Below are 25024 nucleotides of genomic sequence, written 5' to 3'. Positions count from 1 at the left end.
GCGAATACATCAAAGGGCCGAGGTAGCTCCTCATTATGAGCCCGCATATAAGCACGCAGTCTGACAAAATTAACGAAGGGTATTGTGCAATAGGAGGAGTCTGTATAAGGCACTTCAGTGCCGAATCTAGACCAAAACAAACACATTCACGGCTGAAGCCATTCCTACAAGTACACTTTGCCTATAGCCTTCGGCAGAGGGAGACGCAGCAACAAACACCCGCACCGCGCGGCTTATCGCTGACGGCTGAAAGCTGATAGCTCTGTGATGTGTTTGGTTTCACTTCGCTCTACCCAACCTACCCCAGACCCTAAAACTTTCCCCTCGCTAACTTTACTCTCGCAACTTGTAACTCATTAACTCATCCCCCAAAAACAAAAACGCCAGCATATAGCTGGCGTTTTTTAATCTGAGGGTAAGCTTGATATTAAGCTTTTGGACCTGCTGATTTGATTGCTTCTGAAACATCGTATTTAGCGAAGTTTTCAGTGAAGTCAGAAGCTAGCTTGTTTGCGTATTCTGCGTACTTCTCTTTATCTTCCCATGTGTTGATTGGGTTAAGAAGTTGGCTGTCTACACCTGGAACTGCAACTGGTACATCTAGGTTTAGAACGTCGATGTGTTGAGTTTCAACATCTGCCAGTTTACCTGATACGATTGCATCAACTACAGCACGTGTAGTCGGGATATCGAAGCGTTGACCAGTACCGTAAGGGCCACCTGTCCAACCTGTGTTAACTAGGTATACTTTAGCGCCGAATTCACGTACACGCTTCATTAGAAGTTCTGCATAAACGCCAGCAGGACGTGGGAAGAACGGAGCACCGAAACATGTTGAGAACGTAGACTCGATGTCGCTTGTTGAACCGATTTCAGTTGAACCTACTTTCGCAGTGTAACCACTTAAGAAGTGGTATGCAGCAGCTTCTTCAGTTAGTACTGAAACTGGTGGCAATACACCACTTACGTCACATGTTAAGAACACAACGGCTTTTGGCTCGCCAGCACGGTTTTCTACTTTACGTTTTTCAACGTGCTCAAGCGGGTAAGCTGCGCGGCTATTTTGTGTCAGGCTTGTATCATGGAAATCTGGTACACGATTTTCGTCAAGTACCACGTTTTCTAAGATTGTACCGAAGCGAATTGCATTCCAAATAACTGGTTCGTTCTTTTGTGAAAGATCGATACATTTAGCGTAACAACCACCTTCGATATTAAATACGCTACCAGGTGCCCAACCGTGCTCGTCATCACCAATAAGGAAACGAGTAGGATCTGCAGATAATGTTGTTTTACCTGTACCAGATAGACCGAAGAATAACGCAGTGTCGCCTGCTTCACCTACGTTTGCAGAGCAGTGCATTGGTAATACACCTTTTGCAGGAAGTAGGAAGTTTTGTACAGAGAACATTGATTTCTTCATTTCGCCTGCGTAGCGCATACCAGCTAGTAGTACTTTACGTTGTGCGAAGTTGATGATTACAGTGCCGTCACTGTTAGTGCCATCACGCTCTGGGTCACATACAAATGAAGGTACATTCATTACCTGCCACTCAGGGAAGTCAGCAGTATTGTATGTTTGAGGTTCGATAAACATGTTTTTGGCAAAAATATGATGCCATGCAGTTTCTGTTGTAACTACAACTGGTAAATAGTGCTCAGGATCAGCGCCAACTTCTAGGTGAGAGATGAAGTGGTCGTTGCTTTTCACGTGTTCTTCTACACGGGCCCATAACGCATCAAACTTGTCTGCATCGAATGGGCGGTTTACGTTGCCCCATTGGATTTCGTTTTCAGTGCTTGGCTCTTGAACAATAAAACGATCTTTTGGAGAGCGGCCAGTGCGTACACCGGTTTTAGCAACAAAAGCACCATTAGCGGCTAGAGTCCCTTCGCCACGACGAATAGCGTGTTCGACAAGTTCAGCTGCTGTAAGATCAACAAAACTAGTAGCGTTTGCAGTCATGTTTATACCTAAATTGTGAGAGATTGAACGGGATAGCTCTGGGGTTCTTAGTTTTCCCTTTTGCTAAAATAATAGTAACAGAAGGATTAGGGATATTCGAGTGTCTGAAGGGCTTAAAAAGGCATATATTTGGCAAAAAACATGAATAATTTCAATGATACCGGTGTCATAAAATGGCGCTTTTTCATGACACCGGTATCATTAGTTTTGATATTTTTTTTAATAAAAAAGCCGCACTGATGGCGGCTTTTAATATAATAATATTTATTATGGTGTATTAATTAAATATGGCTTTAATATCTTGCTCGTTAAAGATGTAATCTTTTAAGCAATAATGACAACTAATTTTTACTTCACCATTTGCTTGCACGTCGGCAAGTAATTCGTCTTGACCTACATTTACTAGTGCAGCAATTGTTTTGTCTCTGCTACAGCCACAACGGAAGCTAATAGACTGTGGTTCGAATAACTGAGGATTATCTTCATGGTAAAGTCGAGTCAGCACAGTGTTGGCATCTAAACCTAGTAATTCTTCATCTTTAATCGTGTTACTGATTGCTTCAAGATGAGTGAAGTCTTCAACTGATTTATCTTTATTTACAGGTAATACTTGCAAGAATAAGCCTGCAGCTTTGGCTGTGTCTGCTGTTACTTCAGTCGCAAACCAAAGACGTGTTTTTAACTGTTCCGATTGCTCAAAATAGTTTTCAAGGCATTTATCTAAGCTATCGTGCTCTAACGGTACAATACCTTGGTATCGCTCACCTTTAGTTGGCGTAATTGTAATAACCATATAGCCATTACCAATTAAGTCTTTTATTGAGCTACCGGTTACTTCACCTTGTAGACGTGCGATGCCTCGCATGTTTTGTTTATCGTCACCATTAATTACCGCATATTTAACAGGGCCGTCGCCTTGTAGTTGAACGGCAATTTCGCCTTCAAACTTTAAAGTAGCTGTTAATAAGCAGGTAGCAACAAGTAGTTCACCTAATAAGGTTTGCACAGGTGCTGGGTAATTATGGTTTGCGATCATCTCTTGATAAGTGTTTTCAATTTGTACGAGTTCGCCACGTACATCGAGCTGATCAAATATATAACGATGAAGTAAATCTTGTTGCATGAGTTGCATTACCTAACTTGATTTCATTTTTAACAGTTCACGTCTTTGCTTCTTATCTGGTTTACGATCAGGGTGTGGAGCAAAGAAGCTGTTGTTCTTACGGGCGATAGCATTTGCTTCGCGTTTCTCAATACTAGCTTGAGTTTCTTGATATAAGGTTTGTGCAATGGGGGCACCTTGACGTTTTTCAAGGATCTTTTCGATTGTCACAACCTTTTCGTCGACCCCTTGTAGCAGTTTTACCACTGCACCTACTTCGACAATTTTGCTGGGCTTGGTACGTTGTCCATTATAATGTACTTTGCCGCCTTGCACCATGTCTCGTGCTATTGAGCGGGTTTTATAAAAGCGGGCAGCCCATAACCATTTATCAAGGCGCACGCTTAATTCGTCTTGTTTGTCTTGCGACTTTTGAGTGTTACCTTTTGACACAATTGTGCTCTTTTAAAGCTGCTTATATATAGGCAAAATTTACCATGAAACTTAATCACAAAGAAATAGTCATAGTTATTCCTTGCAGCCCCTGTTTGTCGAAATTACCTTGTTTACAAAGTTTAATATACGTGCGCTTGTTGAATGAAAAATGAAAAGGTACTATAGGCCAGCTATCAAGCAGTAAATTAAAATAAGAAATAGAGTTTATGGATCAACACTTACAACAAGTTAAACAGTTTTTAAACGGCTTACCTCATGCCAAGCTAAGTGCATTTGTAGTGCTGTTAGTTGTTGTTTACATTGCTTTTTTGTCATCTAAGCTGTTTTGGCTTGTGTGGCCAGAACCCGATACAAGAGCACTGCCAGTAACCGGTGTTAACAGCGTGGCTAAACGAGTTGAGACAGTCAGCTCTCGCCAAATTATTGAACAAAATCTATTCGGCAAAGTTGTTGTCGAAACTAAGAAACCTGCCGCGAAACAAAATCAAGTCATTAACAACGCCCCTGAAACACGTCTAAGTATTAACCTAACTGGTATTGTTGCGGTCAGCCAAAATGATCAAGCGGGTCTTGCTATTATTGAATCTCAAGGTAAGCAAGAAACCTATGTTGTCGATGATGCAATTAAAGGCACTCGTGCCAAGCTTGCTCAAGTATTACCTGACCGAGTAATTTTAGATGTAAGCGGCCGCTTTGAAACCTTAATGCTGGATGGCCTCGACTTTACTAAAAAAGTCTCTATGCCTGTATTGGCGGAGCGCAAAGAGTCAGAATTAACCGCAGGCCCTCAGCTTGTCGAAAATAATGAAATAAATGCGACTGAAGATGAAGATGTAAAAGAAGCGCTTATCGAAACGCGTGAAGAAGTATTAGACGATCCCGGTAAACTATTTGACTACATTCGCGTCTCTCAAGCGATGGTTGATGGCGAGTTAGTGGGTTATCGCTTAAGCCCAGGTAAAGATCCTGCTCTATTCAAGCAGATGGGACTAATGAATAATGATTTAGCTATTGCGATTAATGGCTATCAATTAAATGATTTAAAACAGGCAATGTCAGCAATAAACGAATTACGAAATAGTACTGACGCAAGTATCACTATCGAACGCGATGGTGAGCAAATTGATGTGCAATTTAGCCTGCAATAACTAGCTTTGGAGTTTTTATAGAATGGTTCACGCGCTACACCTCACAAAAATCAAAAAAGGGTTAGCTAAATATGCAGCGCTTTTTTTATTAACAGGATTATCGCTTTCAGTATCTGCTGTTGAGTATGCGGCTAATTTTAAAGGCACTGATATTAATGAATTTATTAATATCGTTGGTAAAAATCTAAATAAAACTGTCATTATTGACCCGAATGTGCGCGGCAAAGTCAATGTGCGCAGTTACGAGCTAATGGACGAGAAGCTTTATTACCAGTTCTTTTTAAATGTACTTGAGGTTTATGGTTATTCAGCTGTAGAGATGGATAACGGTATTATCAAAATTGAAAAAAGTTCTGACGCTAAAAAGTCGAACGTACCGCTGATCACTGAAGATAACCAAGCCAGTGGCGATATGATGGTGACACGTGTTGTACGTGTTAAAAATGTAAGCGTACAAGAGCTTGGCCCTCTAGTTCGTCAATTTAGTGATCAAAAAGATGGCGGCCACGTTGCTAACTTCAATGCAGCAAACGTGATGATGTTGACCGGTCATGCCGCGTCAGTTAACCGTTTAGTTGAAATCATTCGTTCGGTTGACCAAGCCGGTGATAAGCGTGTTGATATCGTAAAACTTAAATTTGCTACCGCTGACGATGTAGTGTCGGTTGTTGAGAATATTTACAAAGATGGTGGCAAAGGGAGTGTTCCTGAGTTTTTAATCCCTAAAGTTGTTGCTGATGGTCGTACTAACAGTGTGATTGTCAGTGGTGAAGCACAAGCGCGTACACGTGCTGTTGAATTGATTAGCCGTTTAGATGGTGAGCTAGAAAACCAAGGTAATACTAAGGTTATCTATCTTAATTACGCCAAAGCAGAAGACCTTGTAAAAGTATTGCAGGGCGTAAGCAAGACATTAGCAGAAGACGCGCAAGGCGGTGCAACAAAAACTCGCTCACGTAATCAAAACGAAACAAGCATTGAAGCACACCCAGATTCAAACTCACTCGTAATCACTGCACAGCCTGACACCATGCGTTCGCTTGAGCAAGTTATTGAACGTCTTGATGTTCGTCGTGCTCAGGTTTTAGTTGAAGCTATTATCGTTGAGGTGTTAGAAGCCGATGGTATCAACTTAGGCTTACAGTGGATTTCAGAGCAAGGCGGCATGATGCAGTTCAACAATGGCACCACAGTACCTGTTGGTTCGTTAGCTGTTGCTGCTGAACAAGCGCGTGATAAAACGATTGAAGGCACGGTAGTCGGTACTGAAACAGGCACTGTGACAAGTACCTCTGAAACACAAGAAGGTGACTTAACAGCACTTGCTTCACTACTTGGTGGTATTAATGGTCTAGCAATGGGTATTGTTAAAAATGACTGGGGTGCAATTATCCAAGCTGTTTCAACGGACACTAACTCTAATATTCTTGCTACGCCGTCTGTAACGACCATGGATAACGAAGAAGCATCAATGATTGTTGGTCAAGAAGTACCTATTATCACAGGTTCGCAAACAGGCTCAAATAACGCTAACCCATTCCAAACAGTTGAACGTCAAGAAGTGGGTGTGAAACTGAAAGTAACACCACAAATCAATGATGGCTCAGCAGTTCAATTAACGATTGAACAAGAGGTTTCAAGTGTAAGTGGTGCGACTGCGGTTGATATTTCAGTAAACAAACGTGCTATTAAAACTACGGTTATGGCTGATGATGGCGGCATGGTTGTACTTGGCGGCTTGATTGATGAAGACGTGCAAGAAAGTGTTTCTAAAGTACCATTATTAGGTGATATTCCGGTACTTGGTCATTTATTCCGCTCAACCAGCACGAGTAAGCGTAAACGTAATCTAATTGTATTTATTCGTCCTACCATTGTACGCGATGGCATCAGCATGAATAAATTGAGCCACTCGAAATATAACTTTATTCGTGGCGAACAGCACAAGCAAAAAGAAGATGGTATTGATTTAATGCCGTTGACGGATGCACCAATTCTTCCTGAATGGAATGATGCCTTGATATTACCGCCAACGTACGAAGAGTACCTAAAACAACAAAACGCGAATGAGCGCAACGATGACTAATGCAATTACAGAAATCAATGATGAGCTAGCGTCAGAAGTGCCGGCAAGTCATGATGAGCTACTAACAAGCGATGATCTTGTTAGCTTGCCAACCAAGCGTTTGCCATTCTCGTACGCGCGTCGTACAGGCGTATTATTGAGTAAAGATCAGGATAACTGGACTGTGTATTATCGCGGTGAGTTAGATGTTGATGCTTTACTTGAAGTACGCCGTATTGCGGGTCATGGTTTTTCGCTAGAACAATTACCTGATGACAAATTTGAGCTGTTGCTTGAGGCTTCTTATCAGCGTGATAGTTCTGAAACGCAGCAAATGATGGAAGATATCGGCAACGAGGTTGATTTATTCTCGCTTGCAGATGAATTACCGCAAACTGAAGATCTACTAGCTGGTGATGACGATGCGCCAATCATTAAGCTGATCAACGCGATGCTGAGCGAAGCAATTAAAGAAGGTGCTTCAGATATTCATATCGAAACCTTTGAGCAAGAGCTAGTAATTCGCTTTAGGGTTGATGGTGTATTAAAAGAAGTATTAAAGCCGAACCGTAAACTCGCTTCACTGTTAGTGTCGCGTATTAAGGTTATGGCAAAACTAGATATTGCTGAAAAACGTATACCGCAAGATGGTCGTATTAGTTTACGTATTGCTGGTCGTGCCGTTGATGTGCGTGTATCGACGATGCCATCAAGCTTTGGTGAGCGTGTTGTGCTACGTCTACTTGATAAAAACAACGCGCGCCTGAATCTAGAAGATTTAGGTATGACTGAGCGTAACCGTGAATTGTTTGCTGATTTAATCAGTAAGCCACACGGTATTATCTTAGTAACCGGTCCTACGGGTTCTGGTAAAAGTACCACCTTGTATGCGGGCATGAGCCAAATCAACTCACGAGACCGCAATATTCTTACTGTTGAAGATCCAATCGAGTACGAGATACCAGGTATTGGTCAAACTCAGGTAAATACCAAGGTAGATATGACCTTTGCCCGAGGTTTACGTGCCATCCTTCGTCAAGACCCTGACGTTGTAATGGTCGGTGAGATCCGTGATCTTGAAACAGCACAAATTGGTGTGCAAGCGTCATTAACCGGTCACTTGGTTATGTCGACACTGCATACTAATACAGCTGCTGGTGCTATCACGCGTATGGAAGATATGGGTGTAGAGCCTTTCTTACTGTCATCATCGTTACTCGGTGTATTGTCACAACGTCTTGTACGTACTTTATGTAATAGCTGTAAAGAAGGTCACATTGCTGATGAGCGCGAGTGCCAGTTATTAGGTGTCAATCCTGCTGAACCGCCAACAATTTATCGTGCAGTTGGTTGTGAAGAGTGTAACTTTAATGGTTATCGCGGTCGTACGGGTATTCATGAGTTGCTGGTTGTTGATGAAACAATTCGTGAAATGATCCACAGCGGTAAAGGCGAACAAAGTGTTGAGAAGTACATTCGGAAACATAGCCCAAGTATTCGCCAAGATGGCTGTAATCGCGTACTTGCAGGTCGCACTACCTTAGAAGAAGTCTTGCGTGTAACACGTGAGGAAGGTTAATCATGGCAGCATTTGAATACCGTGCCCTTGATGGCAGAGGTAAAGAGAAAAAAGGCATTCTTGAAGCCGATACGGTAAAGCAAATCCGCCAAACTTTGCGCGATCAAGGTTTAATGCCTTTAGAAGTTGTTGCTGCTGCAGAAGGCGAAAAGCAAACTACTGGGGCAAAGAGCTCTTTATTTGGTAGCTTCTTTAAACCAAAAATTTCGACTTCAGATTTAGCATTAATCACTCGTCAGCTCGCAACCTTAATCCAGTCAGCATTACCTGTTGAAGGGGCTGTCATGGCGGTGGCTGAGCAGTGTGAAAAGCCGCGTTTAAAACGTATGCTAATGGCTGTACGTTCAAAGGTTGTTGAAGGTTATACCTTAGCAGATGGCATGAGTGAGTTTCCGCATGTTTTTGATGATTTGTATCGTGCCATGGTGGCAGCCGGTGAAAAATCAGGTCACCTAGACCAAGTTTTAAATCGTTTAGCTGATTACACGGAACAACGTCAGCATATGCGTAGTCAAATCACACAGGCGATGGTTTATCCAACCATTCTGGTGGTATTTGCTATTGCGATTGTCTCTGTATTGTTAGGTACTGTGGTACCAAAAATCCTGAAGACCTTCGAAAAATCAAAACAAGTATTACCCTGGACTACCGAATGGGTAATGGCTGCCAGTAATTTTGTGCAAAACTACTGGTTTATTAGTTTAGTCATTATAACTGTGTTAGCTGTGGCCATTAAGCAAGCGCTTAAGCAGCCGCATATTCGTTACTGGTATGACGAAAAAGTGCTGCATTTACCGGGCATTGGTAAGGTAGCACGCGGTGTTAATACGGCGCGTTTTGCTCGAACTTTAAGTATTTTATCGTCAAGCTCAGTGCCACTACTTGAAGGGATGCGTATCTCAGGCGGTGTACTGGCTAACGAAAAAATGAAAAAGTCAGTGCAAGATGCTGCAACACGTGTGAGTGAAGGGGCGAGTCTTCGTGCTTCACTTCAGCAAACCAAGCTTTTCCCACCTATGATGCTGCACATGATAGCCAGTGGTGAAAAATCAGGTGAACTTGAGCAAATGCTTGAGCGTGCTGCAAATAACCAAGATCGTGAGTTTGAGAGCATGGTAAACGTGTCTCTGAAACTATTAGAGCCCGCGATGATTGCTTCAATGGCGGTAATTGTATTGTTTATTGTTATGGCAATACTACAGCCGATTATGGCAATGAATAAGGCTGTAGGTCTTTAAATTAGGGAACACTAGAGCAATTAGCAGCTAACACTGCCGCTCTATAATAAATTTTTGAAGAAAGTTAGAGGTATTTTTGTGAACAAACAGTCAGGTTTCTCATTACTAGAAGTCATGGTAGTACTGGTTATCATCGGTATGATCATGTCAATTGTGGCGCCAAATATCATGGGTCAGCAAGAAGAAGCTGCAATCGATAAAGCGCACTTAGATATTCAACAAATTGAAGATGCGTTAAGCTTATACAAGCTTAAAAACAAAGCGTATCCAACCACAGAGCAAGGCTTAGAAGCGCTAGTAAATAAAACAAGCATTGAGCCAATTCCAAAGCGTTTTCCTGATGGCGGTTTCCTTGAGAAATTACCAGAAGATCCATGGGGTAACCCTTACCAGCTAATCAGCCCAGGAGAAGTTGGTAAAATTGATATCTTCTCAATGGGTCCTGATGGTGAAGCAGGTACTGATGATGACATCGGTAACTGGGATGAAGAAAAGTAATAATGCCTAAATTCAGCCAACTGAACAAAGCTTATACACATCAAGGCTTACTATTATGGTAAGCCTTGGTCGTTTGCGTTTGGCTGGCCGTGCTAAGCACGCGAAAGGGTTTAGCCTCATCGAAATATTAATGGTGCTCGTGGTGATTGGTTTTGTCACCAAGATGGTTGCCTACAGTTTTGATGGTGGTGCTGAAGAAGAACTCGAAAAACAAGCGCTCAGATTACATACCACGATTAATATGGCGTCTGAGTTTGCGATTTTAAATCAGGTTGAGCTAGGTTTTCATCTTGACCAAGATACATTTGAATTTTTAGTTTTTGACGGTGATAAGTGGGTTACGTTTGACCGTGAAAAATTGTTTGCCCCAATTAAGGTTGATGAACGCTTTAAGCTCACTCTTAACCTTGATGATTTAGCCTGGGCACAAGATAACTTATTAGAGCAGTCAAACTGGCGTGAATTAATGAGCGGTGGTGACGAAGACAGCCTACTTGAGCTACAAAAGCTCAAAATACCGCAGGTACTTATTTTATCTTCTGGCGAAGTCAGTGCGTTTCAATTGGTTTACGAGCTTAAAGAAGAGCGTGAACCGCAATATTTTATCGAAGGCGAATTTATGGCCCCGGTAAAGTTTCGTATGGAGCCTGAATAATGAATAAGTCAGCAGGTTTTACCTTACTTGAAGTGATGGTTGCACTGGCTATTTGTGCAATGGCCGGTATTGCCGCAATGCAGGCAACTGGCGAACACATTAATCATCTTTCGTCGATTGAAGAGCAAACTTATGCTTCTTGGGTTGCTGAGAACGTAATGGTTGAGCAACGCGCCAAAGGCGATAAATGGACAGGCAAAAATGGCGTTAAAGGGACTGAAACGCTCGCTGGTTTTGAATGGTATTGGCGTCAGGACGTGGTTCCTACTGCTGATAAAACCTTTGTAAAGGTCACCATTAACGTGTTCGCCGATGAAAAGCTTGAATACCCAGTGTATGAGCTTTCTACTTATTTGAATAAAGGTGATAAGTAGTGAAGCAACGCGGTTTTACCTTACTTGAAGTGATTGTCGCCATGGGCATCTTAGCCTTTGTGGTGTTATCGACCCATCAAATACTGGATTCGACAACCAAAGCAAAAGAAGCTTCAGACGAGACGATTGCTGAGTTAAATGGCTTTCAAACCTTATTTCGTTTAATGGACCAAGATTTTAGCCAAATGACTAAGCGTCAGGTGCGTAACGAAGCTGGTGATTTTCAAGACACGTATGTGTTAGCTGGTCGTTATATTCTTGATAGCCAATACGATGGTATTGGCTTTGTTCGTGATGGTTGGGTTAACCCAATTAACTTACTGCCGCGCTCTGAACTGCAAGCGGTTGGTTACCGCGTTATCGATGACAAGCTTGAGCGAGTGTATCGGGTGTATGTTGATCAACTAGATAACATGGAGCCGCGTTCACAAGTCATTTTAGAAGACATTGAAGATCTTAAATTTGAATTTTTAGATGACAAAGACGAGTGGCAAGAACAGTGGCAAATTAAAGCACTGCCAAAAGCGGTGGCAGTCACTATACAAAAAATAGAACAGGAACCAATTCGTCGCGTATTTTTAGTGCCAGGTGAAGGCAAAGTCACTGCCCAAGCAAATAATGGTAATAATAACGGAACGGGTGGCAAGCCATGATTGCTACTAAACGTTCTAAAGGTGCTGCACTTGTTATCGTGCTATTTATTGTGGCGCTAGCGGCTATGTTAGCTGTTGAGATGAGTGCTAATTTAATGGTGCAAGTGCAGCGCAGCAGCAATATTCAAAACCATCAACAGGCTAAATGGTATGCCTTTGCAGCTGAAGAGCTGGCAATTAAAGCACTAAAACAAACTAAAAAAGATGATCCTGATAAAACGCATTTAGAGCAAGTCTGGGCACAGCAAGGTGGAGTCCCTTACCCGGTTGATAATGGTACCTTAAGTGGCACAATTACAGACTTACAAGCATGTTTGAATTTAAATGCATTGCATGTAAAGCCAGATCAACAAACGGATCCAAATAATAAAACGAACCCAGCACATAAGGCATTGTTGGCATTATTAGAAAATATTGAAGACTTGCCAACCGATGAGTCTGAAGAAGCCATGGCCGATAGCGTGTTTGATTGGTTAGACGCTGATAGCATTACCTATCGTTCAGGTGCAGAAGAAGATGAGTACTTATCTCGACAATACCCATATATGACGGCAAATAGCTATTTTGCTTCGACGTCAGAACTTCGTTTAGTAAAAGGCTTTAACCCACTCGTTATGGAGAAACTTTTACCATTTGTGTGTGTTATTCCAGGTAGTGAGTTATTACAAATAAACGTTAATACACTACCTGTAGAAAGTGCCATTATATTAAGCTCGCTTATTGATGGCTTAAGTCTTTCAGGCGCTGAAGCGGTATTATCATCACGTCCTCAAGAGGGATATGATGATTTAGAAGCATTTTTTGAAGAGGTTAATCAACAAGGCGCACAAAATGTGAAAGCCGTTGAAGACCTATTCAGTATCAACAGTGAATATTTTAAACTACAAACGCAGGCTGAATTTGCAGAACTGCGTTTTTCGATGACCACCTTACTCCATGCCACTAATGGTACAGTAACGATACTGGCGCGAAAATTTGGAGGCGTACAGTGACAGAGATATTGTTGATCCGTACGGGTCAAACATTAAAAGACAGCCTTAACTGGCTAATTTACTCACCAACAGAACAAGAAATAATTGCTAGCGGCGAAATTGCCAATGCAACACAACTTGGTGAGCTAACAGAGAGAGCACAATCACGGGAAGTGGTTGTACTACTACCAAGTGATCAAGTACAACTAAAAACGGTCGCATTGCCAACCAAGTGGAGCCGCAAGTTAGAGCAAGCACTTCCTTACATGCTAGAAGAAGAAATAGCCTGTGATGTTGATGACTTATTTATAGCGATTGCAGAGCCAACACTTATTGATGAGAAGCACGCGATTAATATCGCGATGACCGATCGTGAATGGTTTGAGCAATGGCTGGCTGAGTTCAATGAGCATGGCATCGAAGTATATAAAATACTGCCGGATGCTTTATTGTTACCTGATGTCGATGACAACACTCAGTTATGCGCTATTGAGCTTAATGGTCAGTGGCTATGTAAGCAGGGTAACTGGCATATTGCCGCTGTAGAGACAAGTTGGCTTGCTGGCTATTTAACAGCATTAGGTAACCCTGATGTTGCACACTTTAGCCCTGCAACGGCTTTTCCTGATACGGTTAACCTTAGTGCTCAAACGCAGCAATACGATTTACCTTTAGCCTTATTTGCTAAGCAGTTACCTGAGGTGAAATTCAACCTTCGCCAAGGTGTTTATCAGCTTAAGAAGAAATCAGCGATTTGGTGGGGCTATTGGCAAAAAGCAGCTATTGCAGCAGGTGTTGCACTAGTTTGCAGTGTCGGTGTTAAGTCGCTTGAGCTTTATAAGTTAAATAATCAGCTTGAAGCAATGAAAGCCGAAGTAGTTGCTAATTATCAGCGTGCTTTTCCAAATAAAAAAGTGCGTCCCCAGCTTATTCGTAGCCAAATTCGCAGCGAACTTGCATTGATAGAAAGTGGCAGTACAGCTGGCTTCTTAGATTTGACTAACGATCTTGTCTCTATTTTTAGTGAAGTAAAAGACTTCACACCAGAAACGCTTCGCTATGATCAAGGTCGTAACGAATTACGTATTCGTGCGCGCGGCAAAGATTTCCAGTCATTTAGTAAAGTAAAAGCAATTTTAGAACAGCGTGGCTTAACCGTAGATCAAGGCTCGCTAAATAATGATGGTGATTTTGTCGTTGGTGAAATTAAGTTACGAGGTGCGGCATGAAAAACCAAATAATCAATTATTGGCGCTCGTTAAAAGAACAAGAGCAGCAACTTGTAATGGTTGCAGGTGGTGTGTTTGTTATTTTTATGCTGGTTATGGGAGTCTTTCGTCCACTTAACACGGCTATCGAAAAAGCAGAGCAAGACACAATAAAACAACAAGAGCTGCTAGCATGGGTTGATGAAAGTATTGTTAAACTTAAAGCGAGTGGTAACGCACGTAATACGAGCAGCCGTAGCTTAAGCCAAATCGTTAATAGCACCCGCAATCGTTATCAAATTATCATTAGCAAAATGCAGCCAAATGACAACTCACTTCGTTTAACCATTGACTCTGTTGAGTTTAATAACCTTGTTGAATGGTTGGATGAACTGGTTAATTCACATGGCGTGCTAATTGAGAATTTAGATTTAAGTAAAGATGACAAATCAGGCTTTGTGCGTGTAAGTCGTTTGGTACTAGAGAAGTAAACGATGAAAAGAGTTATTTTATTAATCACAGTGTTTGTGATGTGTTTTTTGGTGTTTACGCTGGTAAAAACACCCGCTGCCGTTGCACTTGATTTAGCTAAGCCGCATTTACCAAAGCAATTACAATTAGGTAAAGCCAGTGGCACGCTATGGGACGGTCGCATTATGCAAGTACGTTTTGATGGTGAGCAATTAAATAATGTGCGTTGGCAGTTATCGGGCTGGTCACTGTTCACAGGTAAATTAGTGGGTACGGTACGCTTTGGTGATCCTCGTGATAAAGCGGATATTTCAGGCCATGGTGACTTTACATATGGCCTCTTTAACCAAGCCATCACTGTGAAAAAGACTACTTTACGCTTAACGGTTGAACGTGCCATGGAGCGTTTACAACTTCCTTTGCCGGTTAGTGCGCAAGGTCGTGTGATTGTAGATTTAGATGAGTACAGCTCAGGCGAGCCATACTGTGAAAGCCTAAGCGGCGAAATCGCTAGCCCGAACATTGATGTGAAAGGAATGAATAACTGGTTTAGCATTGGCCCTCTGAGCGGCCGTTTAAGCTGTAAATCGGGAGATGTAGCAGTACTTGTTGACCCAGAGAACCGTTTAGGGCTTGAAGCTGATGCAGTATTAAAAGCGAATCTTGATTTTAAAGTTGCTGGTTATATTAAACCTGAAGCAAGCTTACCAAAAGAAGTGCATGATGCAGCTAAGTTTCTTGGTCGTCCTGATAACGAAGGCCGTTATCCGCTTAACTTTTAAATTGGATTAATTGAACAGTATGCAATTACCTGAGTTTTCAAAGCAGCAAAGTGAGCTTTTAAGTCAGTTTTTAGCGCAGCATCAAGACGCACTTAGCTTGGCACAAACGCAAGGCTACTTATTTGCGGTGATCTGTGCTCCTGAGCCGCTTGATGTTCACCAGTGGTTAGAAGAGGTTGCACCTGGCTCTGATGGGCAAATGGATGAGCAAGTGCTGTTTGCATTTATGGCCTCGTATCAACAAATCAGCGAACAAGTATTCGAAACGGGTTTTACACTACCTGTGAGCCTACAGTTGAGCTCTCAAGGGCAGCAATACTTAGACATTCAAGAATGTCAGCATTGGAGCCAAGGTTTTATGCATGGTGCGCAAGGCTACGTTAATAAGCTATTAACTGCACCACAGTTAGCAGATGAGCTTAAAGAAGCGTTGGCTAGTGCACTGCAAAGCTTAGCTTTCTTTACGCTTGAAAGTAGCGATATCGCAGCCCTTGCAACTGATAATGGTTTATCTGAAGGGCAACTATGTCAGCAGCAGTATGAAGTGATGAATGAATTTGCTGCTGGCTTTGCTGAGCTCATTGAGGTCGTTGCTGTAAATAGCCAACTATATAATGATGAGGGCTGGAACTAACCCAGCTCTAATAGGATGTCTGTGCAACCTTTGGCACAGCTTACAACGCCTTTACCTGGCTGATCAGTCTTCAAATCTAAGGTAAGGGCGCCTTTACATACTTCGCAGTACAAGGTTTGCCCTTTGCCCAGCTTTTTTAGCATATTGCGTTGTTTGGCAAACGAGTCGCTGGTTTTTTTGTTTAAAGCAGAAAAATCCATTACTTGTTTAGCCTTTCTTCAAGTGCGTTTGAGACAATACTACATACCCGACTTAGGCGTTCGCCATAAAAATATAAGTTAATATCTTTTTCACGGCAGTAGCGTAAGTGAAAAACTTGCAGTTTATCGTCTGAAGTAAATGTCTCTTCAATATATTCGTGTTCTGAATTAGATAAATTCAGCTGTGACTTAATATTAGTTTTAGCCATATTCGCCGCAGGGCTACGGTTAATTTTACTAGCATCAGAAAGCAATGACACGCCATCCCCTAGTAACCTTTCTCTTGGCTCTTTGATCAAAGGATGATCAATCGTGAAAAGTGCTAAAATAATAAGCACTAAAATAAGAAATTTTTTCATAGCACAATAATCTTTGATCTAAATAAATATGGTCTAAGTGCAAGTTTAATAAAATGGTCGTTTTAAAAGCAAGCAGATAAGATTAAATAATTAAAACGTCGTATTTTCGATCAATCCCTGAAATTTTCTATAGATTGAGTATAATGCTCTATAGATTTAAAGTTTCAGAAATCTTTGAACGTAATGAGATGTATTCTGATTTGCTTATTGGCACAGAGAATCTCTTACTGCAAACATATGTTTGAGTATTATTTCCTAGTGGCGTTGAGGAATTTTAATGGATAAACAGATTAAGGTTAAAAATATCCCAACGGAAGTAAAAATCCAGAAACCGGAAAACGCTTCCCTCGATGATAGATTTAATCCACGTAACCGTATTTATGTCCGAGCTGTAACGGGTTTACACCAACTGTTAAGGCAACGAATTGGTTTTGTCGGCATGCTTGCATTTATGCTACTACCTTGGATTAACTTCCATGGCCAACAAGCTGTGTTGTTTGATTTGGTGGGGCAAAAATTTAACATTTTTGGTTTAACCCTCTGGCCACAAGATCTGACTATCCTTGCTTTCATTTTAATGTTGGCAGCGTTTGCGTTGTTCTTGGTGACGACCTTTTATGGTCGGGTCTGGTGTGGTTACACCTGTCCGCAAACCGTTTGGACCTTCATTTTTATTTGGTTTGAAGAAAAGTTTGAAGGTAGTGCAAATCAGCGTAAGAAGCTAGATCAACGGCCAATGGACTTTGATAAATTTTGGCGCAAAAGTGCTAAACACGGCAGCTGGTGGTTATTCTCGCTTTATACTGCATTTACCTTTGTCGGTTACTTTACGCCTATCCGTCAGCTACTGCCTGATCTGTTTACCCTTGATGCAACAGCCTATTCGTATATTTGCTTAGCTGTATTTGCAGTGTGTACCTATGGTAATGCCGGTTGGATGCGCGAGATTATGTGCTTACACATTTGCCCTTATTCTCGCTTTCAGTCAGCTATGTTCGATAAAGATACTTTTACTGTGAGCTATGATGAAGCACGTGGTGAAAGCCGTGGTCCACGTTCACGTAAGCAAGATCCAAAAGAGCTCGGCTTAGGTGATTGTATCGACTGTAACTTATGTGTACAGGTGTGCCCAACGGGGATCGATATTCGTAACGGCCTACAATATGAGTGCATTAACTGTGGTGCATGTATCGATGCGTGTGATGGGGTGATGGATAAAATGAATTACCCACGCGGACTCATTTCTTACACTACAGAACGTAACTTAGAAACGCCAGACAACAAAACACATGCACTGCGCCCTAAGTTAATTGGCTATTTAGTTATCTTAGTAGTGCTAACAGGGGCGCTAGTAGCAAATATTGCGATGCGCAAACCGATGGAACTCGATATTATTCGTGACCGTAACCAGCTATATCGTGTTGACTTTAATGGTTTAGTTGAAAACACCTATACACTAAAAGTAATTAACAAAGCACAGCATGAGCAAACCTTTAACATTCGTGTTGAAGGACTCGAGAACTTTGAATACATCGGCAAACAAACATTCACAGTACCTTCTGGCGAATCTTATAATGTGCCTCTGTCATTAGTTGTTGATCCTTATGATTTGAAAAAGCCCATGACGAAGTTTGAGTTCGTACTTTCTGTCGATGGTGAGCCAGATGTGCAGATTTCGCAGCCGAGTAACTTCTTTAAGGCGCGATAATTAAGTACACTGAGCAAATGAATAAAAAGCGGGATTTTCCCGCTTTTTTTATATGATGAGGCATTATGAGTAAATTTAGTTTTGTAGACCTTACACCCGATTCAATTTTAGATGCAGTTGAAAGTATCGGTGTTTATGCTGAATCAGGTCTGCTGGCCTTAAACAGCTACGAGAACCGTGTTTATCAATTTAAAGCAGAAGATGGCCATCGTTATGTTGTTAAGTTTTACCGACCAGAGCGTTGGAGTAAGGCGCAAATCTTAGAAGAGCATGCGTTTGCATTTGAGCTTGCCGAGGCCGAAGTGCCGGTTGTTGCGCCTGTTATTATCGAAGGGCAAAGCTTATTTGAGCATAATGGTTATTTGTTTACGTTATTCCCAAGTGTGGGCGGGCGCATTTTTGAAGTTGATAATTTAGATCAACTCGATGTACTTGGCCGCTTAATTGGGCGAATGCACCAAGTAGCTAAGGCAAGGCCATTTGAACATAGGCCTGTGATCAGTTGCGAAGAATACCTTCAGACAGCTAAAGTTCAGTTACAAGCAAGTAACTTGGTGCCAATGGCATTAGAGAATGCCTTTTATACTATTTTAGATTTGGTGATTAAAGAAACCACAGAGCAGTATAAAAATGTTGAAACCATCCGCCTGCATGGCGATTGCCATGCCGGTAATATATTGTGGTCTGGTGACGCGTTAATGTTTGTTGATTTAGATGACAGCCGACAAGGGCCTGCTATTCAAGATCTTTGGATGATGCTCAGTGGCGATCGTAACAACCAACTGTTACAGTTAGACACCTTAGTGGCTGCTTATGAAGAATTTTGCGACTTTGATCACAGCCAATTAAAGTTGATTGAACCACTTAGAGCAATGCGTATGGTGCATTACATGGGGTGGTTGGCAAAAAGATGGGATGATCCTGCGTTCCCACGGAACTTTTCATGGTTTGCTGAAGACAAATACTGGGAGCAGCAAATACTAGCGCTAAAAGAACAGCTTGCAGCGCTACAGGAAGCACCATTAAAATTATTACCATAAATTTTTAAAGTTAAGAAAGACGAGAAAACAATGTTTAAAAAATTAAAGTTAAGTCTACTCATTTTATGTTTACCTTTTGCGGCCCTTGCTGCTGATTTCGAAGCAGGCAATCAATACGAAGTATTAAAAGTTGAGAAAAGTGCAACACCCCAAGTAACCGAGTTCTTTTCGTTTTATTGTCCACACTGTTTTCAGTTTGAACCGGTCGCAAAAGCATTAACGGCAAGTCTTCCTGAAGGGACTGAATTTGTAAAAAGCCATGTTAACTTTTTAGGTGGTGTATCTAAGCAGACGCAAAGTAACTTAAGCTATGCCTACTTAATTGCTAAGCAACATGGCAAAGGTGAGCAAGTTGCTGATCAAATCTTTAATAGCATCCACAGACAGCGCGCTTTACTAAAAGATATAAAAGACGTGAAAGCATTACTTGCGACCAATGGTATTAGCAACGATGTGTTTGACGCTGAAATTGCAAGCATGCCAGTGATTAGTGCTGAAAAAGCGATGCAAGATAAGCAGCAAAAATATTCAGATATGGGCGCCCTTACTGGTGTACCAACTTTTATCGTCAATGATAAATATAAAATCAATTTAAACACCATCAAGAGCCAGCAGATGCTTGATGAGTTAGTCGAATTTTTATTAAAACAATAATTTTGGAGTAAGAAGTAATGATCAAGTTAGTAAAAGCTGTATTAATGGCTGCCACGCTAGGTTTAGCGGCAAATGCCTCAGCTGCTCAATATGAAGAAGGTAAGCATTATGAAACGATTGATGCACGCGCTTCTAAAAAGCCTGAAGTAAAAGAGTTCTTCTCATTCTATTGCCCACACTGTAATAACTTCGAGCCAGTAGTGAAAGAGCTTAAAACACTTCTTAAAGATGGCGTTAAATTCAAAAAGAGTCATGTTGATTTTTCAGGTCCTCGTGACCCAGAGATTCAGACTATCTTAGCGCAAGGTTATGCGACGGCTAATGTGTTACCACAGAAAGACGCGTTAGTAGCCGCTGTGTTTAATCATATTCACGGTAAGCGTGCTCGTATTAACGAACTAGCGGATATGAAAGACATCTTTGTTTCACAAGGTGTATCGGCTGAAGATTTTGATAAGTACTACAACAGCTTCTCTGTACGTACTATGGCGTCTAAGATGAAACGCGATCAAGAATATTACCAACAAAAAGGTGCTTTAAAAGGCGTTCCAACTTTTATTGTTAATGGTAAATACCGTGTAATCCTAGGTGCGGATTCAGGTATTAGCGATGCGAAGAGCATGGCAGACTTAATTAACTACCTAGCTGATAAATAAGCTTAGTTAGTTGAATTTAATTCAAAGCTCCGTTCGCGGAGCTTTTTTGTTGGTAAAGCAAATGCAAAAACTATTAGTTTCAAGCTGTTTGTTAGGAAATCCTGTTCGTTATGACGGGCAATCGCAAAATTTACTCCATCCTGGTTTAGAAGCCCTTAAACAGCAAGGAAGGCTCGTTGCATTTTGCCCCGAAGTAGCTGGTGGCTTACCTACACCAAGGCCGCCTGCCGAAATCAAAGCGGGTAGAGTACTTACCAAAGATGCGCAAGATGTCACAGTGCAGTTTGCTTATGGCGCAGAACAAGCACTTAAGCTTTGCAAAAAGCAGGGCATTCGCTATGCGCTGTTAAAAGAATCAAGTCCATCATGTGGTCGCAATACTATTTACGATGGTAGTCATTCAGGAAAGAAAATTTCAGGGATGGGATTAACTGCAAAGCTGTTAACCGACAATAATATAGCTGTATACAGTGAGCAGCAGTTGCCAGCGCTATTTGCTGCGCTGGCAGATTGATTTTATTTACGTTGTAAAAACACACCTGATTCGATGTGGTGGGTGTAAGGGAATTGATCAAAAATCGCAAAACGTTTTACTTCATGGGTTTTGCATAAGTGATCAAGGTCACGTTCTAAGGTATCTGGGTTACACGAGATATAAATAATATTGTCGTAGTTCGCAACTAGGTCACAAGTTAGTGTGTCCATGCCAGCACGTGGAGGATCCACTAAGATTGTTTGGCAGTTATAGCTTTTCAGGTCTATGCCATCTAAACGAGAGAAAGTACGTTCGCCTTTCATTGCTTGGGTGAACTCTTCACTCGACATACGAATGATATCTAAGTTCTCAACCTTGTTCTGTGCGATATTGTATTGCGCTGAGTAAACCGATGATTTTGAAATCTCAGTGGCTAATACGCGGTCGAATGAGCCTGCAAGAGCAATCGAAAAGTTACCATTCCCACAATATAACTCCAGTAAGTCATTACTGAGAGGTTGGCAAAGGGCTTGTGCCCACTCTAGCATCTTGATGTTTACTTTAGCATTCGGTTGCGTAAAGCTATTTTCGACTTGTTGATAAATAAGCTCTTTACCGTTTACGTTTAAACGCTCGATAACATAGTCATTACCAATCACTTCTTTTTGCTTACGAGCACGGCCAATAAAATCAATCTTAAACTGTGTGCTCAGTTTTGCTTTAAGCTCTTGAATTGCTTGTAGCCACTGCTCATCTAGTTGTTTGTGATACAACAAGCTAACAAGGATCTCGCCACTTAAACTTGAAAGGTAATCGATTTGAAACAGCTTACGGCGCAGAACTTCATTGTCTTTTAAGTTTTCGATCATTGCTTGCATCACTTCACCCACTAAAGGTGCTGCAGGGTCAAACTCATCTACGCGGATCTTTTCTTTGGTTTGTTGATCAAACATGATGTGAAACAGGTCTTCACCTTCATGCCAAACACGAAACTCTGCACGTTGGCGGTAATGAATAGGATCAGAGCCGAACACTTCTAATTTTTCGACCCCAAAACGTCGAAACTGTGAGGTGATGCGCTGCTCTTTCTCACTCAATTGTGCATCGTATTGAGTTGTATCAATTTTTATAACCGCCATGGCTGATTACCTTTTATCTCTTAGCTTTATAACGGCGCTATTGTAGGGAGCGCTGAGGATTTGTCTAGTTTTGTTATTTATTTTAGTGTCGTTTTTTTATACAAAAAACTTAAGTTTTGTGGTTTTTGGCCGATAATGAGTTAACCATAACATGGAGTCGGATCATGAAAATTGGCAACCTAGGCTATATGCCTAATACAAATGTGAATAAATACAATGGTAAACAGGCACTGCAGCAGCCTACCATTCAAAATCGTCAAGATAGTTATCAGCAACGCGGCAGAGAGCTCGCGGCAAAAGTTCTTGATGATAAACTTGCTGAGGCACTAGGTTTACCTAAAGCCGAAGAGAAAAAAGATAAACCCTTGTTCGACTTTGAAGAGATCGTGAAAAACGTACTCGACTTTGTTGGCGGTGCACTTCGTAAAGCAAAAGCTGATGGTGCTGATGATGAAAAACTCAAAGGCATGCTAGGTGATGCACGTAAAGGTGTGCAAATGGGCATCGACGATGCGTACGATGAGCTTAAAGAGTCAGGTATTCTTAACGATGACATCGAAGAGGGTATCGAAAAGTCTAAAGAAGGTATCTTTAAAGGTATTGATGAATTAGAAGAAGATTTGTTCAATCCTAAACCTAATGCGGTTTCAGTAAGCCAAGCTCAATACATCAGCTTAAGTAATAACGCAGAGTACACTTTCACCACCGCTGAAGGTGACGAAGTAAGTATTAGCTTTGCTGATGCATACGAAAGCAAGTCTGCAAGCAGCTATAGCAAAAATGGTGACAACGAAGCCTTTGTCAGTGAGTCTTCGCAATCACGTGATTTATCATTCTCGATGTCGGTCAATGGTGATTTAAATGAGCAAGAGCAGCAAGCTATCAATGAATTGATGAAAGACTTACAAAGCGTTAGCGAAACATTCTTCTCTGGTTCATTAGAAGATGCCTTTGAACAAGCTAAAGAGCTTAACTTAGGTAACGAGCAACTCGTTGGCTTTACGATGGATCTGAAACAAACCAAAACAGTAGCAGCTATCAAAGGGTATGAAGAATATAAACCAGCCCCTGAAAAAGAAGTTGCTGAGAAAATAGCGCCATTTAATGACGACTTGAAACAGGCGTTTAATAAAGCGGGTGACATAGGTTTGCAAAATGAACTGGCTGGCATCTTACAGTGGTTAAACCAAGATAAAGAAGAAGTCAGTAAGCTGGTGGATTACACCAAAGCAATGTTTGAGCAAATGAATAAGCTTCGCTCGGCAACAGAAGAAGAGGCTTAGTCCTTTCTTTCTTTTTATAAAGCTGCATGGCAAACTGCTGACCTTTGATGATCCGAGGTAAGCAGTTTGTCAGTTCATATAATGGTGTTTGATTCTGGTATAGGTGGAACAACCGTACTTGAACAGATCCAAGCATTGATCCCAAATGCTGATTATAGTTATTTTATGGACAATGCTTTATTGCCTTATGGCGCGCAAAGTCAGCAAACGATCATAGCCCGCCTTTTTGCGCTACTACAGTTTATCGAAACAGCAAACTTACACGTTGATATCCTAGTTATTGCGTGTAATACCGCCTCTACCTCTGCCTTAGAAACTATTCGCCAGCACACAAATATAGAAGTTGTCGGGGTAGTACCTGCGATAAAACCCGCTTGCGCTATAAGTAACAGCAAACATATTGGTTTACTGGCAACACCATCAACCATCAAGAGTCGCTATACTGCAAACTTAATTAGTACTCATAGCCAAGAGACACAAGTCAGCTTATATGGCTCAACTGAGCTGGTAGAAATTGCTGAAACACTATTTCATACACAGAGACTCAATAAAGCAAAGCTTGAGAAAGTATTGAGTGATTTAGCGATAGCAGAAGATATAGATGTATTGGTACTTGGCTGTACACACTTTCCATTACTAGCCAGCGCGATTAGTGACTACTATAAACAACAGATCTTCCTTATTGACTCAGGCAAAGCGATTGCTAAGCGCGTTGAAAGTTTAATTGCTCTACGAGGCTTTACTCTTACTACAGATAAAAAAAAGCCGCTGCACTATTATGCAACGGCTCCTATTGGTCATTCGCAATTAAGCGTTGAGCTTATTACGCTGACTGATCAGATCCCTCACGAAAGCTGTTAGCTTCGTTCTCTTGTTTTTGTTTTGCTTCACGCACTTTTAAAGTACGTTGTTGGAATTCGCTATCATTTAATTGATTGATTGCTTTATCTGCATCAGCTTCAGCCATTTCAACAAAACCAAAGCCACGACGTTTACCTGTATTTTTATCTTTTAATAAACGTACATTGAAAACTTTGCCTTGTTCTTCGAATAAAGCACGAACAACACCTTCATTAGCACGATAAGGTAGGTTGCCAACATAAAGTGTTTTTGTTTTTACTTCGGCCTCCTCACTTGACGCTGATGAAAGTGCTGCAATAACTAAAGCACCAATTAATAAGCCTGCACCAAATAGCAATGCTGGGTCTAAAGCTAAGCTTGCAAGTGCGAACTTAACAACCACAAAACCTAAAACAGCAAGAATAACGGAGAAAAGAAAAGATTTTTGATCGGGTAATTTCATTTTGATCTACCAATAAACAAGAAATAAACATTAATTTAACATTGTGAACTTGCTATCTTAACGAGTTAAATGAACATAGCAATGAAATTTGCATTAAATTATGAATATTGGCTTAAAAAACAGCCATAATAGCGACCGTTTTTGCTGTTTTCGGTAAATTTAGTTCGCTTTTTGAGCGAACAGAAAAAAGATCGAAAAAAAGTGTTGATCTGTTTTTGGATCTCCCTATAATGCGACCCCACTGACACGGCGGGCAGCAACGAAAGGCGCTGAACAACGTAGCAGAGAGTTAAGTAATACTTCAGTTTCAAATAATCGAAAGAAAGTTTGAAATTAAGTGTTGACTCGAAAAATTAAGGATGTATTATACGCATCCCTAGCGACAACGTCGCAACGTTCTTTAACAA

At 41.3% G+C, this 25024-nt stretch carries 27 protein-coding genes; 20 read left to right on the top strand and 7 right to left on the bottom strand.

What is annotated here, in order from left to right:
* Positions 1–427: 427 nt before the first annotated feature.
* From HUS62_RS20415 to hslR, 3 genes are all read right to left on the bottom strand, one after another.
* On the bottom strand, positions 428–1966 hold the full coding sequence (locus tag HUS62_RS20415) for a phosphoenolpyruvate carboxykinase (RefSeq protein ID WP_055199452.1): 1539 nt from the start codon (positions 1964–1966) through the stop codon (positions 428–430).
* Between the two features lie 277 nt (positions 1967–2243).
* Positions 2244–3089, bottom strand: a complete 846-nt coding sequence (hslO, locus tag HUS62_RS20410; RefSeq protein WP_058584593.1) for an Hsp33 family molecular chaperone HslO — start codon at positions 3087–3089, stop codon at positions 2244–2246.
* Positions 3090–3101: 12 nt separating this feature from the next.
* Positions 3102–3524: a ribosome-associated heat shock protein Hsp15 gene (hslR, locus tag HUS62_RS20405; RefSeq protein WP_370316790.1), complete on the bottom strand. Its 423-nt coding sequence runs from the start codon at positions 3522–3524 to the stop codon at positions 3102–3104.
* A gap of 206 nt (positions 3525–3730) precedes the next feature.
* On the opposite strand from hslR, the gene gspC reads away from it, so the two are divergent.
* The 13 genes from gspC to HUS62_RS20340 all read left to right on the top strand — a co-directional run bounded on the left by gspC (position 3731) and on the right by HUS62_RS20340 (position 15800).
* The gene (gene gspC / locus HUS62_RS20400; RefSeq protein WP_175080953.1) at positions 3731–4672 is read left to right on the top strand and encodes a type II secretion system protein GspC; all 942 of its coding nucleotides are present in this window, start codon (positions 3731–3733) and stop codon (positions 4670–4672) included.
* 22 nt (positions 4673–4694) lie between these two features.
* The gene (gene gspD, locus HUS62_RS20395) at positions 4695–6758 is read left to right on the top strand and encodes a type II secretion system secretin GspD (RefSeq protein ID WP_054564049.1); all 2064 of its coding nucleotides are present in this window, start codon (positions 4695–4697) and stop codon (positions 6756–6758) included.
* Positions 6751–8316, top strand: coding sequence for a type II secretion system ATPase GspE (gene gspE, locus HUS62_RS20390; RefSeq protein ID WP_058584590.1), 1566 nt, complete (start codon positions 6751–6753; stop codon positions 8314–8316). The genes gspD and gspE overlap by 8 nt, the downstream gene beginning before the upstream one ends.
* 2 nt (positions 8317–8318) lie before the next feature.
* Positions 8319–9554: a type II secretion system inner membrane protein GspF gene (gspF, locus tag HUS62_RS20385; RefSeq protein ID WP_175080952.1), complete on the top strand. Its 1236-nt coding sequence runs from the start codon at positions 8319–8321 to the stop codon at positions 9552–9554.
* A 78-nt stretch (positions 9555–9632) separates the two neighbouring features.
* The gene (gene gspG / locus HUS62_RS20380) at positions 9633–10052 is read left to right on the top strand and encodes a type II secretion system major pseudopilin GspG (RefSeq protein WP_282658500.1); all 420 of its coding nucleotides are present in this window, start codon (positions 9633–9635) and stop codon (positions 10050–10052) included.
* Between the two features lie 55 nt (positions 10053–10107).
* The gene (locus tag HUS62_RS20375; protein ID WP_054564053.1) at positions 10108–10707 is read left to right on the top strand and encodes a prepilin-type N-terminal cleavage/methylation domain-containing protein; all 600 of its coding nucleotides are present in this window, start codon (positions 10108–10110) and stop codon (positions 10705–10707) included.
* Positions 10707–11081 carry a type II secretion system minor pseudopilin GspI gene (gene gspI, locus HUS62_RS20370; RefSeq protein WP_054564054.1) on the top strand — a complete coding sequence of 125 codons (375 nt, stop codon included), beginning with the start codon at positions 10707–10709 and terminating at the stop codon, positions 11079–11081. The genes HUS62_RS20375 and gspI overlap by 1 nt, the downstream gene beginning before the upstream one ends.
* A complete protein-coding gene (gene gspJ / locus HUS62_RS20365) occupies positions 11081–11734 on the top strand; it encodes a type II secretion system minor pseudopilin GspJ (protein ID WP_175080951.1) in 654 nt (217 codons plus the stop codon). Before gspI ends, gspJ begins: the two co-directional genes overlap by 1 nt.
* A complete protein-coding gene (gspK, locus tag HUS62_RS20360; protein ID WP_175080950.1) occupies positions 11731–12726 on the top strand; it encodes a type II secretion system minor pseudopilin GspK in 996 nt (331 codons plus the stop codon). Before gspJ ends, gspK begins: the two co-directional genes overlap by 4 nt.
* Positions 12723–13934, top strand: a complete 1212-nt coding sequence (gene gspL, locus HUS62_RS20355; protein ID WP_175080949.1) for a type II secretion system protein GspL — start codon at positions 12723–12725, stop codon at positions 13932–13934. Before gspK ends, gspL begins: the two co-directional genes overlap by 4 nt.
* A complete protein-coding gene (gene gspM / locus HUS62_RS20350; RefSeq protein ID WP_175080948.1) occupies positions 13931–14404 on the top strand; it encodes a type II secretion system protein GspM in 474 nt (157 codons plus the stop codon). The genes gspL and gspM overlap by 4 nt, the downstream gene beginning before the upstream one ends.
* A gap of 3 nt (positions 14405–14407) precedes the next feature.
* Entirely contained in the window at positions 14408–15166 is a 759-nt protein-coding gene (locus tag HUS62_RS20345) for a type II secretion system protein N (RefSeq protein WP_175080947.1), read from the top strand.
* A 19-nt stretch (positions 15167–15185) separates the two neighbouring features.
* Positions 15186–15800 carry a YecA family protein gene (locus HUS62_RS20340; protein WP_175080946.1) on the top strand — a complete coding sequence of 205 codons (615 nt, stop codon included), beginning with the start codon at positions 15186–15188 and terminating at the stop codon, positions 15798–15800.
* Here the strand turns inward: HUS62_RS20340 and HUS62_RS20335 are convergent.
* Together HUS62_RS20335 and HUS62_RS20330 are read right to left on the bottom strand one after the other, a co-directional pair.
* Complete coding sequence (locus HUS62_RS20335; protein ID WP_062564367.1) at positions 15797–16000, bottom strand: hypothetical protein; 204 nt, start codon at positions 15998–16000, stop codon at positions 15797–15799. The genes HUS62_RS20340 and HUS62_RS20335 overlap by 4 nt on opposite strands.
* Positions 16000–16359: a hypothetical protein gene (locus HUS62_RS20330; protein WP_175080945.1), complete on the bottom strand. Its 360-nt coding sequence runs from the start codon at positions 16357–16359 to the stop codon at positions 16000–16002. The genes HUS62_RS20335 and HUS62_RS20330 overlap by 1 nt, the downstream gene beginning before the upstream one ends.
* A gap of 277 nt (positions 16360–16636) precedes the next feature.
* On the opposite strand from HUS62_RS20330, the gene ccoG reads away from it, so the two are divergent.
* From ccoG to HUS62_RS20305, 5 genes are all read left to right on the top strand, one after another.
* The gene (gene ccoG / locus HUS62_RS20325; RefSeq protein WP_175080944.1) at positions 16637–18067 is read left to right on the top strand and encodes a cytochrome c oxidase accessory protein CcoG; all 1431 of its coding nucleotides are present in this window, start codon (positions 16637–16639) and stop codon (positions 18065–18067) included.
* A 65-nt stretch (positions 18068–18132) separates the two neighbouring features.
* Positions 18133–19107, top strand: coding sequence for a serine/threonine protein kinase (locus HUS62_RS20320; protein ID WP_058584582.1), 975 nt, complete (start codon positions 18133–18135; stop codon positions 19105–19107).
* Between the two features lie 30 nt (positions 19108–19137).
* Positions 19138–19761 carry a thiol:disulfide interchange protein DsbA/DsbL gene (locus HUS62_RS20315; RefSeq protein ID WP_054564065.1) on the top strand — a complete coding sequence of 208 codons (624 nt, stop codon included), beginning with the start codon at positions 19138–19140 and terminating at the stop codon, positions 19759–19761.
* A 17-nt stretch (positions 19762–19778) separates the two neighbouring features.
* Positions 19779–20417: a thiol:disulfide interchange protein DsbA/DsbL gene (locus HUS62_RS20310; RefSeq protein WP_054554856.1), complete on the top strand. Its 639-nt coding sequence runs from the start codon at positions 19779–19781 to the stop codon at positions 20415–20417.
* Positions 20418–20478: 61 nt separating this feature from the next.
* Positions 20479–20931: a DUF523 domain-containing protein gene (locus HUS62_RS20305; RefSeq protein ID WP_058584579.1), complete on the top strand. Its 453-nt coding sequence runs from the start codon at positions 20479–20481 to the stop codon at positions 20929–20931.
* A gap of 2 nt (positions 20932–20933) precedes the next feature.
* Here the strand turns inward: HUS62_RS20305 and trmA are convergent, their stop codons facing one another.
* The gene (trmA, locus tag HUS62_RS20300) at positions 20934–22031 is read right to left on the bottom strand and encodes a tRNA (uridine(54)-C5)-methyltransferase TrmA (protein ID WP_175080943.1); all 1098 of its coding nucleotides are present in this window, start codon (positions 22029–22031) and stop codon (positions 20934–20936) included.
* Positions 22032–22195: 164 nt separating this feature from the next.
* Between trmA and HUS62_RS20295 the strand changes: the two genes are divergently transcribed.
* Together HUS62_RS20295 and murI are read left to right on the top strand one after the other, a co-directional pair.
* Positions 22196–23314 carry a DUF5610 domain-containing protein gene (locus HUS62_RS20295; RefSeq protein ID WP_175080942.1) on the top strand — a complete coding sequence of 373 codons (1119 nt, stop codon included), beginning with the start codon at positions 22196–22198 and terminating at the stop codon, positions 23312–23314.
* Positions 23315–23380: 66 nt separating this feature from the next.
* Entirely contained in the window at positions 23381–24175 is a 795-nt protein-coding gene (murI, locus tag HUS62_RS20290) for a glutamate racemase (RefSeq protein ID WP_175080941.1), read from the top strand.
* Here the strand turns inward: murI and HUS62_RS20285 are convergent.
* Positions 24138–24617, bottom strand: coding sequence for an RNA-binding protein (locus HUS62_RS20285; protein ID WP_054564068.1), 480 nt, complete (start codon positions 24615–24617; stop codon positions 24138–24140). The genes murI and HUS62_RS20285 overlap by 38 nt on opposite strands.
* Positions 24618–25024: the final 407 nt, after the last annotated feature.

It is taken from the genome of Pseudoalteromonas sp. 0303 (assembly GCF_013349995.1).
GTDB lineage: Bacteria > Pseudomonadota > Gammaproteobacteria > Enterobacterales > Alteromonadaceae > Pseudoalteromonas.
This window is presented reverse-complemented; position numbering and strand designations above follow the sequence as displayed.